This is a genomic window from Cupriavidus sp. 21MJTG02-4 (assembly GCF_057798975.1).
On sequence record NZ_JBYOJP010000007.1, the window covers coordinates 134,113 to 151,112 of the forward strand.

A 17,000-nucleotide genomic window follows, 5' to 3' on the forward strand; every position below is an offset into this window, starting at 1 on the left:
CGCGCTTTGCATGGCCGGGAATGCTGCACGCGATAGTCTTGTCACTGGAGACTGGCCGCGGCAAGTCAGGGCGGCGGCCAATTTGCCTGTGCCCACGGCGCGGCAAACCGATTCAGACGGAGGACGCCCCCATGACCTATTCGATTTCCCGTGCCGACCTGGACACCATCACCGATTCGGAACTGGATCGCAGCACCACGAAACTCCTGCCGCAGTGGACGGATATCCCCGCGGAATTCCGTGATGGCAACGTCTACACGCGGATGGCGGAAGCGCGGCTGCTCGACTATCCGATGCCGGACGTTTCGATTTCATTCCTTCCCGGCTTTCAGGATGACGGGGCTTGCAAGGCGATTGACCGCTGCCTCGACGCGCACCTGAAAGCCTTTGCGCCGCGGCACGAGCACCGGATTGCCGGTGTCGGCTACATGCTTTCGAAGATCTGCAGGATCACGGCCGCCTGATTGCCGAAGGCAGTGCGAGCGGCCGCTGCGCAGTGGGCTTCGGTTTGCCGCTGCCGCGCAGGCGGCAGGGCGAACGCATTCCCACGAGGGCTGGCGGGCGCCCGTGCGGCAACGAAGGTATTCGGGAGGGGAGTGGCCTGATGGCGTCGGGTCGACGCCCCAGGCGGTGTCAGTCGAGGTTCAGGTTGATCTTCGACACCAGTTTTTGCCAGCGATCGATGTCGCTGTTCACCAGCTTCTGGAATTCGGCCGGGGTGCTGGTCGTGGCCGCGAAGCCGAGCTGCGCCAGCGATGCCTTGATTTCGGGCTTGGCCACGGCGCGCGCGATCTCCGCGTTCAGCTTCTGCACGACTTCCGGCGGCGTGTTCGCGGGCGCGAGGATGCCGAACCACTGGTCCACGTCATAGCCGGCCACGCCAAGTTCGCTGACCGTGGGCACGTCAGGCAGCAGCGGCGAGCGGACCTTCGACGTGACGGCGAGCGCGCGCAGCTTGTTGCTCTTGAGATAGGGAACGGTGTTGGGCAGCGTGTTGATGCTGACCTGCGCCTGTCCGCCCAGCACGTCGGCGATGGCCGGCGCGCAACCCTTGTAGGGCACGTGCAGCATGTCGATCTTCGACGACATCTTGAGCAGCTCGCCAGCCAGGTGCTGCGGCGTGCCGTTGCCGCATGACGCGTAGCTTGGCGGCGTGGCGCTCTTGCCGGCGGCCAGCAGGTCCTTGAAGGTGTGGATGCTGGAATTCTGCGGGACGGAGATAACCGACGGGACCGACGCAAAGGTGATGACCGCGCTGAAGTCGTTCTTCGGGTCGAACTGCAGCTTCTTGAAGACACCGGGGTTGATGGCAAAGCTGCTGTTGACGATCAGCAGCGTATAGCCATCGGCCGGGCTCTTGGCGACGAACTCGGCGCCGATGTTGCCGCTGGCGCCGGGCCGGTTGTCGACGACAACGGGCTGTCCCAGGGTCTTGCTGAGGTCGTTGCCGATCAGCCGCGCCAGCGCATCCGTGCCGCCGCCGGCCGGGAATGTGACGACCATGCGGATCGGCTTCTGCGGAAACGTGCTGGCGATATTGGCTTCGGCCCGCCCGGGCAGGGTGCCCAGGCTGCCCGCGACAAACAGCAGCGATGCCAGACTACGGACGACGGATAGGGGTCTCATTGGTATGTATGCCTCGTCGGCTAGGGTGGGGGAAAGGGAAGGCCAGGTCAATCGGGATCAACACGCACTGCGCCCGGGCATTCGCCGGCGGGCCGCGTCAGGGCGACGGCCGCGGCGAGCGCTTCGGCGCTCTCTGCATGGATGCGGTACAGCGGTTCGCCCGCCGCGACGGACTCGCCGATCGTGCACAGCAGGTCGATGCCCGCGCCCGCGCGACGCGGCGCGCCCGCCGCCCGCGCAATGCCCGCGATCTGCCAGCCGTTGATGGCGCCGACACGGCCGGATGCCGGGGCGATGGCGAGATGGGTATGCGAACCCGGCGCCACCGGATCGGGGCGGATGCCCTGCGCGGCGGCAATCCGGTCGAACGCGGCCCTGGCATTGCCGTCGTCGAGCAGCGCCGTGGCAATACGCATGCCTTGCGCCGGCGACTCCACTCGCGGATCGAAGGCGATGATCTCGCCCGCGAAGCGCAGGGCCTTTTCGCGCAGGTCGGCGGGTGCGTCGGGGTGGTTATCGAGGACCAGCCGGACGTCGCGGACTTCCAGCGCAGGCCCGATGCCGCGGCCGATCGGCCGGCTGCCGTCCGTGACGCACGCGCGGACGTGCAGGCCCAGCCCCTTGCCGACTTCATCGAACAGTGACGCGAGCGCCTCGGCATCGGCGCGCGTGGACAGCTTGGTCTGGGGACCATAGGGAATATCGACGATCACGTGGGTGGCGCCGGCGGTGGCCTTCTTCGACAGGATGGACGCCACGGCCCAGCGGCGCGAATCGAGCCCGAGCGGCCGCGTGATGGCATTCATCACGTCGTCGATGACCGAATGGTTCATGCGACCGTTCCATGCGATGCACGCGCGCGCTTCGGCCACGCAGCGGCGCACGTCGTCATGGGTCAGGTCCACGCGCGCGATGGTCTCCATGGCATCGGCCGTGCCGGCCGCCGACGTGATCGCGCGCGAGGAAGTCTTCGGCATCGCCAGCCCGTAGGCGGCGACGATCGGCACCACGATCAGCGTGATGCGGCTGCCCGGCACGCCGCCCATGGAATGCTTGTCCACGACGATCGGCTCGTCCCATTCGATGCGCGGGGTAAAGCGGGTGCGCGCGCGGGCCAGCGCGACCACCTCGCTGTCGTCGAGAGCGCGCGTGGCGGCGGTCAGGAATTCCGTGAGTTCCTGCTCGGTGTAGCGGCCTGCAATGGCATCGCGCAGGATGGCCTCGTAGGCGCCTTCATCCAGCGGCCGGCCGTCCAGCTTGGCGGCCAGGTGGCGCCGGCTTGCAGGATGCGCGGCGGCATCGGCATGGATGCCGTGCTTCAGGGCATCGGTGAAGCGCGCCACGCCGAGATCCAGCGTGCTGTCGTTCGAGACCGTGACGCAGCGGACGCCATCGGGCATCGGCGGCGCCTGGCGCGACACGCGACGCAGCACGTCATCGCCCGATTCGCGCCCGCGCGCGGCGATCCGCTGCGCCAGCACCTCGTGCGGCGCGGTCACGTTGACCACGACGAAGCGGGGCAGCTGCCGCGCCAGCATGGCGATCACGCCGCGCGAGCCGTTGGCGACGACATGCTTGCCGGCCTCCAGCAGTCCGACCAGCCACTGCGGCAGCCCGTAGCGCAGTCCGTGCGCGTTCCAGGTCACCAGGAATTCGCCGTTGCGTTCGCGTTCGCTGAACTCGGCCTCGGCCACGCCTTCATGGTCTTCACCGGGCGATCCGCTCGGACGCGTGATGACGCGCCGCGCAAACACGTACTCGCTGTGGTCGAGCGCGGCGCGCGCACCATCGATGAGGGAATCCTTGCCTGCGCCGCTGGGGCCCACTACAAGGAAGAACGTGCCGGTCTCTTTCATGATTACCTTAGACGTCGAAGATGTTTTCGTATGCTAGCACCGGACCGGAGGCTGTCAAGATAAGTTCGATGTCTAAGTTAATGCAAGCAACGGGCCAGCTCCCGCAAACCGAGTGTGTACGCGGTATTTGCGGCCTTCTAGGGGAAAACACCGGGATCGGTATGCGCGGTGGCAGTGCGGCATGCATCGCCGTCGCGCACGGCGCACTGATGTAGTGATTGCTGAACGGCGAGAACGCGACGAAGCCGCGCGCGAACCGGGTGGACGATGGCGGGAAGCGCTATCATGTGCACCGTCCCGCTCCTGGCGCTTGCGGCAGGGGCGGCTCGCAGCGCTTCCCTATGTCACCGCTATGGCCACGAAAAAGCAGGAATCCCCGGTCACGATCACGCCGCCCGATGAAGTCGACGAAGAGCGCCTTGCGCACCTGGTCAAGGACGCTGCGCGCGCCTATATCCGCTCGTTGCAGCTGCGGCTAGCCCAGCATTCCGTGTCGTATGGACACTGGACGATCCTGCGGATCCTGTGGCGCCATGACGGCATGTCGCAGCGCGAACTGAGCGAGCGCGCGGGCGTGACCGAGCCCACCACCTTCTCTGCCGTCAAGGCGCTGGAAGCGCTCGGTTATGTGGAGCGCATGCACCTGCCGGGGAACAAGAAGAAGGTGCACGTGTTCCTGAGCAAGGCGGGCCGCGCGCTGCGGCGCAAGCTGGAGCCGCTGGCCGAGGAAGTCAATGCGATCAGCGTCGATGGCGTGACGGAAGAGGATGTGCTGACCACGCGCCGCGTGCTGATCTCGATTGCCGAGAAGCTGGTGGCCGACGAGGCGGCGCTGGCGGAAAGCGGTCGCAGGATGCCTTCGACGCAGGAAGTGGGGCGGCTGCTGGCCGATCTCTGAGGCCGCCATGCAAAAAGTCCCTTGCCGGACCGGGCCGGCAAGGGAAGAAGTGCCCTCGGGTAGACGAGGAGCGTATCAGGCGATATCCGGGCCTTTCAATGCGGCAATCAGGCGTCGTCGAGGCCGATATCGACGGCGGGCGCCGATTGCGTGATCTTGCTGGTCGAAATGTAATCCACGCCGGTTTCCGCCACCGCGCGAATCGTTTCCAGGCGGATGCCGCCCGAAGCCTCGACCTTGGTCCGGCCGTTGACGATCTGCACGGCTTCCTTCATGTCGGGCAATGACATGTTGTCGAGCATGATCACATCCACGCCCGCGTCCAGTGCCTCGCGCACCTGCTCAAGACGATCGCACTCGACCTCGAGCTTGGTTAGTACCGGGAGCTTGCGGCGCACGCGCTCCACGGCGGCGGCAATGCTGCCGCACACGGCGATATGGTTGTCCTTGACCATCACGCCGTTGTCCAGGCTCAGGCGGTGGTTCAGCCCGCCGCCACAGGTGACGGCGTGCTTTTCCAGCGCGCGCAGGCCCGGCGTGGTCTTGCGGCTATCGATCAGGCGTGCCTTGGTGTGCGCGATTTCCTCGACATACCGTGACGTCAGGTTGGCGATGCCGCACAGCCGCTGCATGATATTGAGCGCCGTGCGCTCGGCGGTCAGCACGCTGCGCGCATTGCCGCTGACGTTCAGCAGCACCGCGCCCTTGCCGACCTTGTCGCCATCGGCCACGCGCACGTCGATGGAAAGGGTCGGGTCGTAGCGCGCGAAGATGCGCGCGGCCACGTCGATGCCCGCGATGATCATCGGCTCGCGCGCATTCATGCAGAACGTGCCCGTCTCGCCCGGCTCGATCATGGTCTGGACCGTCAGGTCGCAGATGCCGATGTCCTCGGTCAGCCAGAGGTCGATCAGCTTGTCAGTGGAGAAAATGTCGTACATGTGTCGCTCCTGAGTGGTCGGTTGTCGTACCCGAATTATCTTAGATATCGAAGTACATGGCGCAATCCTAGCATTTGTACGTCGGCTGTCAACAAAATTCGATGTCTAAGATTATTGGGCGACGAGACACCATTGGCCGGCGCCCAGACATGCCGGCAAAGCGGGGTGGCCTGTGGGAAAGCGTCGTCCTGCGGGAGGGGAACGGAAGGAGAGGGTATTGCCGGCGTCAGTCCGAGCCGGCGGTCGAGCGCAGAGGCGGCGGCTGCGGGGGTGCCGCAGCCGCAATGCAACGGATGTCGCCCCCGTCAGCCCGCGTTGTCAGCCTGGGCCTTGTGCTTCGCCGCCATCTTGTCCTGCTGCCCGGGCGGCACGCCCTCGTAGTGGCTGAACTGGATGGTGTAGCTGCCATGGCCGCCGGTCAGGCTGTTCAGGCGCGACTGGTAGTCGTTGAGTTCCGACAGCGGCACCTTGCCGGCCACGATCACCGTATTGGCCGCGCCGGTGCGCGTGCCATGCACCTGGCCACGCTTGGACGAGAGGTCGCCGATCACGTCGCCCATGGAGCTGTCCGGCATCATGACCTCGATGTCGACCACCGGTTCCAGCACGCTGGGCCGGGCCTTGAGCACGGCGTCGATAAACGCCTTGCGTCCGGCGGCGGCGAAAGCCACCTCCTTGGAATCGACGGGATGGCTTTTGCCGTCGAGCACGGTCACGCGTACATCCTGCATCGGAAAGCCGGCCAGCGGCCCGCAATCCAGCGCCTGGCGGATGCCCTTTTCCACGGCCGGAATGAACTGTCCGGGAATGGCGCCGCCCTTGACCGCGTCGACGAACTCGAAGCCTTCGCCGCGCGGCAGCGGGTCTACGCGCAGCATCACCTCGCCGAACTGGCCGGCGCCGCCGGTCTGCTTCTTGTGGCGATGATGGCCTTCGGCCGAGCCGCCGATGGTTTCGCGATACGCGATGCGCGGCGGCCGCGTGACCACCTCCAGCTTGTACTGTTCGGTCAGCCGCTCCAGCACGCAGCGCAGGTGGAATTCGCCCAGTCCCAGCAGCACGGTCTCGTTGGTGCCGGCCGGGTGCTCGATGCGCAGGCATGGGTCTTCGGCGGCCAGCTTGTGCAGGACTTCGGCCATGCGTTGTTCATTGCCGCGGCGTGCGGGCTCGATCGCCAGGCCGTAGATCGGCGTCGGGAACTCCAGCGGGATCAGGTGGATGTTGCCGTCTTCGGTGGCGTCATGCAGCACCGCATCGAAGCCGATCTCGTCGACCTTGGCCACCGCGCAGATATCGCCCGGTCCGGCGCGCGGCACTTCCTCGTGTTCCTTGCCTTGCAGCAGCAGCAGGTGCGCGACCTTGAACGGCTGGCGCGCATCGCCGATATAGAGCTGGCTGTCGCGGGTGACCGTGCCCTGATGGATGCGGAACACGGCCATCTTGCCGACGTAGGGATCCATCACGATCTTGAAGACGTGCGCCAGCACGTGCTTGTCGGGCACCGGTTCGGCACGCACTTCCTTCTTGCGCTCGACGCCGTCGCTGCCTTCGCCGACGCTGCGGTAGAACATCGGCGGGTTGCCTTCGGTGGGGTTCGGCAGCAGCCGCACGAAGGCGTCCAGCAACTCGGGCACGCCAGCGCCGGTGGCCGCGGAGGTGAAGCAGATCGGCACCAGGTGGCCTTCGCGCAGCGCGCGCTCGAACGGCGCGTGCAACTGCTCGGGCTGGATGGCTTCGCCTTGCTCCAGGTAAAGCTCCATCAGTTCGGGATCGATCTCGATCACCTGGTCCACCAGCGCGTCATGCGCCGCCGGCACGCTCAGGAAGTCGGATTCCCCCGCGGGGTTGAAGAAGCAGTCCACCACCTGGCTGCCGCCTGCGGCCGGCAGGTTGATGGGCAGGCATTCCTTGCCGAACGCTTCCTGGATGTCGGCCAGCAGCGCGGGCAGGTCGACCTTCTCGCCGTCGATGCCGTTGATGATGATCATCCGACACAGCTTGCGCGCCTGGGCCCAGGCCATGGCGCGCCGCGTAGTCATCTCGAGGCCGGTCTGGGCATTGATGACGATGGCCGCGGTTTCCACCGCGGGCAAGGCGCTGATGGCCTGGCCGGAAAAATCGGGGTAGCCCGGAGTGTCGAGCAGGTAGATGCGGGTGTTGCGGAAATCGACGTGCAGGACTGCGGAGGTGAGGGAGTGGTGGAACTTGCGTTCGAGCGGATCGAAGTCGCTGACCGTGGAGCCCCGCTCGACACTGCCGGGGGCATGCAGGGCGCCTCCCCGGTGCAGCAGCGCTTCGGCCAGCGAGGTCTTGCCGCACCCTGCATGGCCGAGCAGGGCGATGGTACGAATTGCGTCGGGACTATAGTGCATGGCAGCTCTCGTCCGGCAATGGCAGTCAGGCCATTATTGGCGAAAATTGCTGGAAGCACCATATGCGCGCGGACGGCGAACGGGTGGCAACAGACAAAAGTGTTTCTCGTCCGTCACACGGAATCCGGACCAGCCGGACGCTGCGTTGCAGCATATCCCGCCGGTCCGGCCGTTGCGGCACCGCTCAGATGACTTCGTCCTTCAGGTGATACCAGTGGTACAGGAAGCGCTGGCCCATGCGGCGGAACGGGGCAAACGCCTGGGACTCCACCATCTCGCGCACATTGGGGAACGGCAGCGCCGAGCCGAAGATCGGCAGCGGCGGCAGCGATGCGCCTTTCCCGGCGATCAGCGCCGCCAGCCGCTTGCCGGCCTGCGCGGAATACATCACGCCATTGCCGCCATAGCCCATCGCGTAGTAGATCGACTGCGCGGGATCCGGCTGCGTGATGCGGGGCATCATGTCGTGGCTCACGTCGACCCAACCCCACCATGAGTAGTCGATCTGGATGCCGCGCAGCGCCGGAAACTTGCGGTACATGTCGTTGATCAGCTTCTGGCGGTACTGGTCTTGCGGTGCATCGCTGCCGGTGATCGCGCTGCGGCTGCCGATCTGCAGGCGGCCATCGGGCATCAGGCGGTAGTAGTGGCGCAGGATACGGGTGTCGGTGATGACCTGGGTCGTGCGGAAATTGCACGCCGCGATCTCGTCCGGCGTCAGCACGCGCGTGACGATGGAGTTCGACAGGATCGGGAACAGCCGGTTCTTCAGCTGCGGATGCAGTGACTGCGAGGTGTAGCCGCCCGTGGCGACGCCCACCGCACGGGCGCGCACGATGCCGCCGGGCGTGCGCAGGTAATGCACGCCATTGCGGGTTTCCCAGCCGGTCACCGGACTCGACGGATGCACCTTGACGCCCAGCGCGCGCGCGCGGCGCAGGTAGCCGAAGGCCAGCTTGCCGGCATGGATGCCGATGCCCTCGGGTTCATGCATCGCGCCCGCGGCTTCCTTGTCGTCGACATACTCGCGCCGCACGGTGTCGGCGTCGAAAATGCGCGCGTCGTACTTGAAGACGTCGCGCAGGATCTTCGCTTCCTTTTCGAGCGCGGGCATGGCCTTGTCGCGATGGGCGATATACAGGTGGCCACCGGGCTGCGGATCGCAGTCGATATCGCGGATCAGGTCCTTGAAGGTCTGCATGCCGGCGCAGACTTCTTCATGCAGTTGCAGCGCCGTGTCCAGGCCGTAGCGCTGAATCCACTGCGAGCGCTTGAGGCGGCCCGAGGCACATTGCGCCTGGCCGCCGTTGCGCGTGCTGCAGCCCCAGCTCACGCGGTTGGCTTCAAGCACGACAGCCTTGATGCCGTGTTCCTGCGCCAGGAAGATGGCGCTGGTCAGCCCGGTGAAGCCCGAGCCGATGATGGCGACGTCCACGTCGATATCGTGCGTGATCGGGCCATCGTCGGCAGGCGGCTCGCCGGCGGTGCCGATCCAGTAGGTCGGCGCGTATTCGCGGCCCTGGCCCGGCGTGGGCGTGTGCAGCGGATCGTAGGCCGGGTCGTACGGCCGCGACGGCGCGGTGGCATTGCCGCCGGTGTTGTCGCCGCTATTGTCGCCGGTGAGGATGTTGCGAGTGGCTACAGCTTCCATGGCGCGTCTCCGGTGCTCAGGCAGCGTTGCTGACCGGCGGGCGATCCTTGCGGTAGGCGTTCTTTACGGCGATCTTGCCGTCGCGGAACGTGAATACGTCGACCATGCGGGCCTCGATGCGCATGCCGTCTGCACGCGTGCCGCGGAAAGTCGATTCGCTTACGCCGCGGTCGCCGGAGACGAAGTGCTCGCCCTCGGTCCACGAGGCATCGGGAAAGGTCTGCCAGGCCAGCACGAAGCCGTCGCGCACGGCGTCGCGGCCGATAAAGCTGCGCCCGAGCACTTCGCCGCCGGCCACGCCGTGGAAGGCGCAGTCGTCGGCCATGAAGCCCATCAACGCGTCGATGTCGTGCCGGTTCCAGGCGTCGTTGAAGGCTTGCAGGAGGTCGGTGCCGACCGGGTTGTTGCTGGGCTTGTTCATTTGCGTCTCCTTGGTATCGCGCGACGATGCGGCGGCGGGGGCCACGCATCGGCCATGACTTGAGCATAGGGAGAGCGCGCGTCGCGCTGTAGGACCAGTTGGCGGGAATCGCTTGGGCCAGCGATCGCCGGCGCGGGCCAGGGCACGGAAATGCAGAAAGGGCGACTGCCCGGCGCGTGGCCGGGCAGTCGCCCTTTTTTCCCGGCGTCAGGCGGCTCAGGCGGCCGATGCGCCCCGCGTGGGAAGGCTGGCGTGCAGTTCGCGCGCCACGCTGGCCAGCACCCGGATACCGGGTTCGATGCGTTCCGGTGCGATCGACGAATAGCCGAGCCGGAAGCCATTGCGCGGCGCCGGTTCGCCCATGAAGAACACGCTGCCCGGCTCGATCAGCACGCCTTGCAACTCGGCCAGGCGAGCCAGCGCATCGGCATCGAGCCATGGCGGCCCTTCGATCCAGCACGAGGCGCCCCCGGCAATGGGCACCGGGCGGAACTCGGGCATGTGGGCGGCCAGCGCCGACAGTACCGTTTCGGCACGTGCGCGGTGGGCGGCGGACAGGCGCCGCAGGTGCGCGTCATAGTGCCCCAGCGACAGGAACAGCGAGAACGCGCGCTGGATGTAGGCGGACGGGTGCCGCAGCATCAGCCGCCGCACGCCGCGCAGTTCGGCAATCAGCTCGGCGGGGCCGACGATGTATCCGATGCGCAGCCCCGGCGCCAGGCTCTTGGACAGGCTGCCCACGTAGATCACGCGGTTGTTGCGGTCCAGGCTCTTCAGCGTGGGCGTGGGGTCGCCTTCGAAGCGGCTCTCGCTTTCGTAGTCGTCCTCGATCAGCACGAAGTCCGCGTCTTCCGCCTGGCGCAGCAGCGCCTGCCGGCGCGCCAGCGGCATGGTGACCGTGGTGGGGCACTGGTGGCTGGGCGTGACATAGACGTAGTCGCAGGCGCGCAGCGCATCGGACGGGATGACGCCTTCGGCATCGATGGGCAGCGGGATCAGCTTCGAGGTATGGCGGCCGAAGATATTGCGCGCGTCGGGGTAGCCTGGCTCTTCGATGCCCACTGGGGTATCGGCGCTGGCCAACAGGTCGGACAGCAGGTAGAGGGCCTGCTGCGCGCCCACGGTGATCACGATCTCGTCGGCGCCGGCCCACACGCCGCGGCGCGGCAGCACGCGCGTGCGGATCTGCTGCACCAGCGACTCGTCGTCGCGCACGATCATGTCCTGCGCCCACTCATGGATATCGAGCACGCTCAGCGCCTTCAGGCAGCACTCGCGCCAGTCGGCGGTCGGGAACAGCACCGGGTCGTACTGGCCGTAGATGAATGGGTAAGGGTAATCGCGCCAGTTATGGCGCTTGACGATATTGCGCTGGTGGGTCGGGCGGAAGACGAAGCGGCGATCCCAGTCGGGCCGCGCGCTGCCATGGGTGTCGGGGGCGGGCGCGCCGCGCAGCGACGCGACGCCGCTTACGCGCGCGCCCAGGATTTCAGGGTTGACGAAATAGCCGCTGCGTTCGCGCGAGATCAGATAGCCTTCGTCCACGAGCTGCTGGTAGGCCAGCACCACGGTATTGCGCGCCACGCGCAGCTGCGCGGACATCTCGCGGCTGCTCGGCAGCGGAATGCCCAGCGGGAGCTGTTCGTCCAGGATCGCCGATACCAGCATCTGGCGGATCTTGCCTTGCAGGCTCAGGCCGGAGTGGGCGTGCTGCTGGAAGAGCTGGTCCCACATGGGAGGGGTCAGCTTGTTGGTCATAAGGGGACGTCTTGTTTGTGGATTGCCAACCGCCCAAAAAGAGCAAAGGCGCGGAGGACAGAGTATCCCATCCCCGCGCCCATGCCCATCTCCACTTCAGGCCCGGTCAATACTCATGCAGATCCGGCCGGGGCATTTCGGCTAGCGGGGCGACCTGCGGCACGCCTCGACGAAACAGATGTCGCACGATATAGGCAGACACCAGCAGCCCAAGGCTGGCCACACCCAACGCCAGCGGCGTGCGCTGATCGGGAATGAACGCCATGGCCACCACGATCGCCAGCATGCCGAAGATCGCAAACCAGGTCAGGTACGGGTAGCACCACATCCGGACCTTGAGCAGGTGGGGCGCTTCACGCTCCAGGCGGGCGCGCAGCCGCAGTTGCGACACCGCGATCAGGATGTAGACGAAGATGGCGACCGTGCCATACGAGTTGACCAGGAAGGCGAAGACCTTGTCCGGCGAGACATACGACATGATCACCGCCCCGTAGCCGAACAGCGTGGCGACCAGGATGGCACGCGTGGGCACGCCGTTGCGGCTCACGCGGGCCAGGGCGCGCGGTGCATCGCCGCGGCGCGTCAGCGCGAACAGCATGCGCGACGATGCGTACAGGCCCGAGTTCAGCGCCGACAGCACCGCGGTCAGCACGATCGCGTTCATGATCTGCGCGGCGGCCGGAATCCCCATGACGTTGAGCGCGCTGACGTACGGCGTGGCGATGCCAGTGGCATTCCACGGTACCAGGCACACCACCAGCAGCACGGAACCGACGTAGAACACCAGCACGCGCGTGATGACGGAGTTGGTCGCCTTGGCCACGGCCTTCTGCGGCTCCGCGGTTTCGGCCGCGGCGATGGTGACGATCTCCGCGCCGAAGTAGAAGCCCGTCGCCGCGACGGCGCCGGTCAGAACCGGCACGATGCCATTCGGCATGAAGCCGCCGTTCGCCGTCAGGTTGGCCACGTTCATGCCATGGGCGCCGGGCGCCAGGCCCAGCACATAGACGCCCGCCACGAACAGGAACACCATGATCGCGGCTACCTTGATCGACGCGAACCAGAACTCGAACTCGCCAAAGGACTTGACCGAGATGAGGTTGGTCAGCGTGAGCATGATCAGCAGCACCAGGCTGATGGTCCAGTTAGGCACGTCGGGCAGCCAGTAGCGCACCAGGTCGGCGCCGGCCACGGCTTCGAGCGCCACGACGATGACCCAGAAGTACCAGTACATCCACCCGGTCAGGAAGCTGGCCAGGCTGCCGACGGCGGGGCGGTCGCTCCAGGCCTCGCGGGCATATTCATAGAACGAGCCGCCGCCGGGCATGGCGCAGGCCAGTTCGCCGAGCATGCGCATCACCAGCACCACGAGCAGGCCGGTGATCAGGAAGGAAAGGACCGCGGCGGGACCGGCGGATTTGATGACGACGCCACTGCCAACGAAGAGGCCGGCGCCGATGACGCCGCCAAGGGCGATCATGGTCATGTGCCGCTGCTTGAGGCCGTGCGATAGCCCCGAAGAGGGCTGCGGTGTTTGGGTCATGTTGTGTCTCCTGTACTGCTGACTGCTGTCTGTCAGCCGCCACGGCGCCTTTCTGTCTGTAATAGTCGGCGCTGCGCGGAATTGCAGGCCGGTTGCCGTGGTCGGTCACCCCATTTAGTGCGCAAGGGCGGTGTAAATCATCTGTGCATGGATTTGTGTCTCCGGGTTTACCGTTGTAAAACGGAACAGATTGTTCCGATAAATGTTTTTGTACTCGGAATGTAGGTCTTCCTCCGTGGAAGGTCAACCGTAAATTTCAAGAATTGATATGATTTGTATCTGAAACTGAAACTTGACTATGATGGGAGCCAGGCATGAACGATATGCGTCTTGCCAAGAGCGACAGCAAGCCTGACGGCGACACGCCGGCGCTGCGTCTCTTTGGCCTGCTGGAAGTCATTGCCACCAAGGATCACGCCTTCAACCTGCAAGCGCTGGTGGAAGAAACCGGACTGCCCAAGCCCACGCTGCACCGCATGCTGCAGCAGCTCGAGGCGGCCGGCATGGTCCAGCGCAACGGCGACGGCCGCCACTATGGCACTGGGCTGCGCCTGAGGCGGCTGGCGGAAAACCTGCTGCTGAACAACACCTCGCACGGCGCGCGCCACATGGTGCTGCGCAAGCTGGTGGAAGAGGTCGGCGAGAGTTGCAACCTGACCGCGTTTTCGAGCGGCGAGGTGTTGTACCTGGACCGCGTGGAGACGGCGGCGCCGTTGCGGTTCTACCTGCACCCGGGCTCGCGCGTGCCGGCGCACTGCTCGGCCACGGGCAAGCTGTTCCTGGCGCAGCTGGCGCCGGCGCAGCGGCAGCGCCTGCTGGCGCACGCGGAGCTGGAACGCTACACGGCCAACACGCTGACCGACCACGCGGCGCTGGAAGCGGAAATCGAACGCGTGAAGCGCGACGGCTACGCGATGGATGACGAGGAATTCCTGCCCGGCCTGCTGTGCATAGGCGTGCTGGTGCCGGCGGCGGACGGCGGGAAATCGAACCTGGGGCTGGCGTTGCAGGCCCCGGTGATGCGCCTGGCGCACGAGAAGGCATTGCAGATGCTGCCCGCCCTGCAGCGGGCGGCCAGCGCGCTGGCGGCCATCGAAGCCGAAAGCGGCACGGAATGGGGCGGCGCGGACGAGGACGAGTAGGGCAAGCGGGCGACGCCGGCTCCCGGCCTGTCCTGTTGTCCGCGCAAGCCAGGACAAGCAAGGCAAGAGAAGAGGAGCACGACGTGACGCAGAAGGAGTTTGGCCGGCCGGACCGCATGGTCCCGGTGCGCAGCCTGTTCGGCATCGATTCCGGCCTGATGGTGCCGGCGTTCAGCGAACGCGATGACCATGTGCCGGAGATCGACCCGGCCTACCGGTTCCAGCCCGAGGTGACGCTGGCCATCCTGTCGGGCTTTATGCGCGACCGGCGCGTGATGGTGCAGGGGCTCCATGGCACCGGCAAATCGACCCATATCGAGCAGGTGGCCGCGCGCCTGAACTGGCCGTGCGTGCGCGTGAACCTGGACGGTCACATCAGCCGGCTCGACCTGGTGGGCAAGGACGCCATCGTCGTCCGCGACGGCCAGCAGGTCACCGCCTTCCAGGAGGGCATCGTTCCATGGGCGCTGCAGCGGCCCGTGGCGCTGATCTTCGACGAGTACGACGCGGGCCGGCCCGACGTGATGTTCGTGATCCAGCGCATCCTGGAACGCGACGGCAAGTTCACGCTGCTGGACCAGAACCGCGTCATCCATCCCCATCCGTCGTTCCGCCTGTTCGCGACATCGAACACGGTGGGCCTTGGCAACCTCAATGGGCTGTACCACGGCACGCAGCTGCTCAACCATGCGCAGATCGACCGCTGGAACGTGGTGGCCACGCTCGACTACCTGCCGCATGCGGAAGAGGCCGGCATCGTGCTGGCGCGCGTGCCGGAGCTGGACCAGCCCGACGGCCGCGCGCAGGTCGATGCCATGGTGGCACTGGCCTCGCTGACGCGCCGCGGGTTTGCCGCGGGCGATGTCTCCGCGCTGATGTCGCCGCGCACGGTGATCAGCTGGGCCGAGAACTGCCTGATCTTCCGCGATCCGGCGCTGGCCTTTCGCCTGACCTTCCTGAACAAGTGCGACGAGGCGGAGCGTCCCGTGGTGGCCGAGTATTACCAGCGCTGCTTCGGCGCGCTGCCCGGGGAAGCGCCGGGACAGACTGCCCAGTCGGAGCCGGCGCAATGAGTGCGGCGGCGGCCGCGCAGCGGCTGCGCCGTCGCCAGCGCCAGGATGCGTTGTCCGGTGCCGCCGTGCGCGCGCTCACCGGCGACGCCGCGCTGCACTTTCGCGATGGCCGGCTCTGGCGTGCGATGCGGCCCGTGCCGCAGCATGCGCCGCACCTGCGTACCGATCCGGACACCGACAGCGCGGCTTGCCTGCGCGGCGCCGTGGATGGCGCCGCGCTGCGCCTCGCGCATTCCGATCCCGCACTGCACCGCAGCCATTGTCCGGCTGACGCGGTCGAGCGGCTGCTGTTCGAACTGCTGGAGCAACTGCGCTGCGAGACCTGCGTGCCGCGCGGCATGGTCGGCATGGCCGCCAACCTGCGCCATCGCTTCCAGGCCTGGTCGCGCGCATTTCATCGCTCGGGCCTGACCGAGGGCCAGCTCGGCATCCTGCTCTACACCGTGGCTCAAATCGCCTGGTCGCGCCTGAGCGGCGAGCCGGTGCTCGATGAAACCGAAGACCTGATCGAGGCCACGCGCGCGGCCATCGTGCCCGTGCTGGGCACGTCGCTGGCGGGACTGAAGGCGCATCGCCATGACCAGGCTGCGTTTGCCGTGCACGCGCTGGCACTGGCCCGCGCCGTCGCGCAGATGATCCGCAGCGAAGCGCCCAATGCGGGCGAGGACGACGACAACGCCGCATCCGCCGCACGTGCCGGGTTTGCGCTGTGGCTCGATTTCGAAGAGGAGCGCGTGGAGGCATTCGCCGTCGCCGACAGCGGCCACAGCCGCGTGCTGGCCGAGGCCCGCGACGGCTACCGCGTCTTCACCACGCGCTACGACCGCGAGGTGCCTGCCGCGACGCTGGTGCGGCGCGCCTTGCTCGACGAGTACCGCACGCAGCTTGATGCCCGCATCGCGCGCGCGGGTGTGAACGTGGCGCGCCTGGCGCGCCGGTTGCGTGCCGCCCTGGCGCAACCGCGCGTGGATGGGTGGTCCTTTGGCGAGGAGAGCGGCCGACTCGATGGCCGCCGGCTGTCGCAGCTGGTCAGCTCGCCCGCCGAGCGCCGCCTGTTCCGCCAGGACGCGTACCGGAGCCATGCCGATTGCGTGGTGGGTTTCCTGGTGGACTGCTCAGGGTCGATGAAAGCGCGCGCCGAGCCGCTGACCCTGCTGCTCGACCTGCTGGCCCGCGCGCTTGACGAGGCCGGCGTCGCCACGGAAGTACTCGGCTTCACGACGGGCGCCTGGAACGGCGGGCGTGCCCGGGCCGACTGGCTGGCGCGCGGCCGCCCCGCGCATCCGGGCCGCCTCAATGAAACCTGCCACATGGTGTTCAAGGACGCCACGCGAAGCTGGCGCCGCGCCCGCACCGACATCACCGCCTTGCTCAAGCCCGACCTGTTCCGCGAGGGCATCGACGGCGAAGCCGTGGAGTGGGCCTGCGCCCGCCTGCATGCCACCGGCAAGGCACGCCGCATCCTGCTGGTGGTGTCGGATGGGAGCCCGATGGATACGGCTACCGGCCAGGCCAACGACGCCTGCTACCTCGACAACCACCTGAAGGCAGTGGTCGCGCGGCACGCGGCGCTGCGCGACGTCGAGGTGCTCGGGCTTGGGGTCGGGCTCGACCTCAGCCCCTATTACCGGCATGCGCTGGCACTGGACCTGTCGCAGCCGGTGGATACGGCGATGCTCGACGAGGTGGCGGACCTGCTCGCGGCGCGGCGCCGGTAGC

At 66.9% G+C, this 17,000-nt stretch carries 13 protein-coding genes; 5 read left to right on the plus strand and 8 right to left on the minus strand.

Features of this window, described 5'->3' with window-relative positions; translation table 11 throughout:
* The first annotated feature begins 131 nt into the window (after positions 1-131).
* Positions 132-464 carry a hypothetical protein gene (locus AC3FKH_RS16230; protein WP_488676899.1) on the plus strand — a complete coding sequence of 111 codons (333 nt, stop codon included), beginning with the start codon at positions 132-134 and terminating at the stop codon, positions 462-464.
* 169 nt (positions 465-633) lie between these two features.
* Here the strand turns inward: AC3FKH_RS16230 and AC3FKH_RS16235 are convergent, their stop codons facing one another.
* On the minus strand, positions 634-1,626 hold the full coding sequence (locus tag AC3FKH_RS16235) for a tripartite tricarboxylate transporter substrate binding protein (RefSeq protein WP_488676900.1): 993 nt from the start codon (positions 1,624-1,626) through the stop codon (positions 634-636).
* A 47-nt stretch (positions 1,627-1,673) separates the two neighbouring features.
* A complete protein-coding gene (gene phnN / locus AC3FKH_RS16240; RefSeq protein WP_488676901.1) occupies positions 1,674-3,482 on the minus strand; it encodes a phosphonate metabolism protein/1,5-bisphosphokinase (PRPP-forming) PhnN in 1,809 nt (602 codons plus the stop codon).
* 352 nt (positions 3,483-3,834) lie between these two features.
* Between phnN and AC3FKH_RS16245 the strand changes: the two genes are divergently transcribed.
* Entirely contained in the window at positions 3,835-4,380 is a 546-nt protein-coding gene (locus AC3FKH_RS16245) for a MarR family winged helix-turn-helix transcriptional regulator (RefSeq protein WP_483732591.1), read from the plus strand.
* 107 nt (positions 4,381-4,487) lie between these two features.
* On the opposite strand, the gene nadC is transcribed toward AC3FKH_RS16245, so the two are convergent.
* The 6 genes from nadC to AC3FKH_RS16275 form a co-directional block, all read right to left on the minus strand.
* Positions 4,488-5,321, minus strand: coding sequence for a carboxylating nicotinate-nucleotide diphosphorylase (gene nadC, locus AC3FKH_RS16250; RefSeq protein ID WP_483732590.1), 834 nt, complete (start codon positions 5,319-5,321; stop codon positions 4,488-4,490).
* Between the two features lie 305 nt (positions 5,322-5,626).
* On the minus strand, positions 5,627-7,693 hold the full coding sequence (fusA, locus tag AC3FKH_RS16255; RefSeq protein WP_488676902.1) for an elongation factor G: 2,067 nt from the start codon (positions 7,691-7,693) through the stop codon (positions 5,627-5,629).
* Between the two features lie 184 nt (positions 7,694-7,877).
* Positions 7,878-9,344 carry an NAD(P)/FAD-dependent oxidoreductase gene (locus AC3FKH_RS16260; protein ID WP_488676903.1) on the minus strand — a complete coding sequence of 489 codons (1,467 nt, stop codon included), beginning with the start codon at positions 9,342-9,344 and terminating at the stop codon, positions 7,878-7,880.
* A 16-nt stretch (positions 9,345-9,360) separates the two neighbouring features.
* Positions 9,361-9,765 carry a nuclear transport factor 2 family protein gene (locus AC3FKH_RS16265; protein ID WP_483711941.1) on the minus strand — a complete coding sequence of 135 codons (405 nt, stop codon included), beginning with the start codon at positions 9,763-9,765 and terminating at the stop codon, positions 9,361-9,363.
* Positions 9,766-9,981: 216 nt separating this feature from the next.
* A complete protein-coding gene (gene pdxR / locus AC3FKH_RS16270) occupies positions 9,982-11,523 on the minus strand; it encodes a MocR-like pyridoxine biosynthesis transcription factor PdxR (RefSeq protein WP_488676904.1) in 1,542 nt (513 codons plus the stop codon).
* 106 nt (positions 11,524-11,629) lie between these two features.
* Positions 11,630-13,066: an amino acid permease gene (locus AC3FKH_RS16275; RefSeq protein ID WP_483732585.1), complete on the minus strand. Its 1,437-nt coding sequence runs from the start codon at positions 13,064-13,066 to the stop codon at positions 11,630-11,632.
* A gap of 314 nt (positions 13,067-13,380) precedes the next feature.
* Between AC3FKH_RS16275 and AC3FKH_RS16280 the strand changes: the two genes are divergently transcribed.
* From AC3FKH_RS16280 to AC3FKH_RS16290, 3 genes are all read left to right on the plus strand, one after another.
* On the plus strand, positions 13,381-14,208 hold the full coding sequence (locus tag AC3FKH_RS16280) for an IclR family transcriptional regulator (protein WP_488676905.1): 828 nt from the start codon (positions 13,381-13,383) through the stop codon (positions 14,206-14,208).
* A gap of 116 nt (positions 14,209-14,324) precedes the next feature.
* Positions 14,325-15,281, plus strand: a complete 957-nt coding sequence (locus AC3FKH_RS16285) for an AAA family ATPase (RefSeq protein WP_488677051.1) — start codon at positions 14,325-14,327, stop codon at positions 15,279-15,281.
* A complete protein-coding gene (locus AC3FKH_RS16290; protein ID WP_488676906.1) occupies positions 15,278-16,999 on the plus strand; it encodes a cobaltochelatase CobT-related protein in 1,722 nt (573 codons plus the stop codon). The genes AC3FKH_RS16285 and AC3FKH_RS16290 overlap by 4 nt, the downstream gene beginning before the upstream one ends.
* The last annotated feature ends 1 nt before the right edge of the window (position 17,000 follow it).

Excerpts from the sequence above, each read along its gene's own strand:
- AC3FKH_RS16265 (WP_483711941.1), bottom strand. The coding sequence starts at position 9,765 with ATGAACAAGCCCAGCAACAACCCGGTCGGCACCGACCTCCTGCAAGCC.
- AC3FKH_RS16235 (WP_488676900.1), bottom strand. The coding sequence starts at position 1,626 with ATGAGACCCCTATCCGTCGTCCGTAGTCTGGCATCGCTGCTGTTTGTC.
- AC3FKH_RS16245 (WP_483732591.1), top strand. The coding sequence starts at position 3,835 with ATGGCCACGAAAAAGCAGGAATCCCCGGTCACGATCACGCCGCCCGAT.
- AC3FKH_RS16260 (WP_488676903.1), bottom strand. The coding sequence starts at position 9,344 with ATGGAAGCTGTAGCCACTCGCAACATCCTCACCGGCGACAATAGCGGC.
- AC3FKH_RS16275 (WP_483732585.1), bottom strand. The coding sequence starts at position 13,066 with ATGACCCAAACACCGCAGCCCTCTTCGGGGCTATCGCACGGCCTCAAG.
- AC3FKH_RS16290 (WP_488676906.1), top strand. The coding sequence starts at position 15,278 with ATGAGTGCGGCGGCGGCCGCGCAGCGGCTGCGCCGTCGCCAGCGCCAG.
- AC3FKH_RS16280 (WP_488676905.1), top strand. The coding sequence starts at position 13,381 with ATGAACGATATGCGTCTTGCCAAGAGCGACAGCAAGCCTGACGGCGAC.
- fusA (WP_488676902.1), bottom strand. The coding sequence starts at position 7,693 with ATGCACTATAGTCCCGACGCAATTCGTACCATCGCCCTGCTCGGCCAT.
- nadC (WP_483732590.1), bottom strand. The coding sequence starts at position 5,321 with ATGTACGACATTTTCTCCACTGACAAGCTGATCGACCTCTGGCTGACC.
- phnN (WP_488676901.1), bottom strand. The coding sequence starts at position 3,482 with ATGAAAGAGACCGGCACGTTCTTCCTTGTAGTGGGCCCCAGCGGCGCA.
- AC3FKH_RS16230 (WP_488676899.1), top strand. The coding sequence starts at position 132 with ATGACCTATTCGATTTCCCGTGCCGACCTGGACACCATCACCGATTCG.
- AC3FKH_RS16285 (WP_488677051.1), top strand. The coding sequence starts at position 14,325 with ATGGTCCCGGTGCGCAGCCTGTTCGGCATCGATTCCGGCCTGATGGTG.
- pdxR (WP_488676904.1), bottom strand. The coding sequence starts at position 11,523 with ATGACCAACAAGCTGACCCCTCCCATGTGGGACCAGCTCTTCCAGCAG.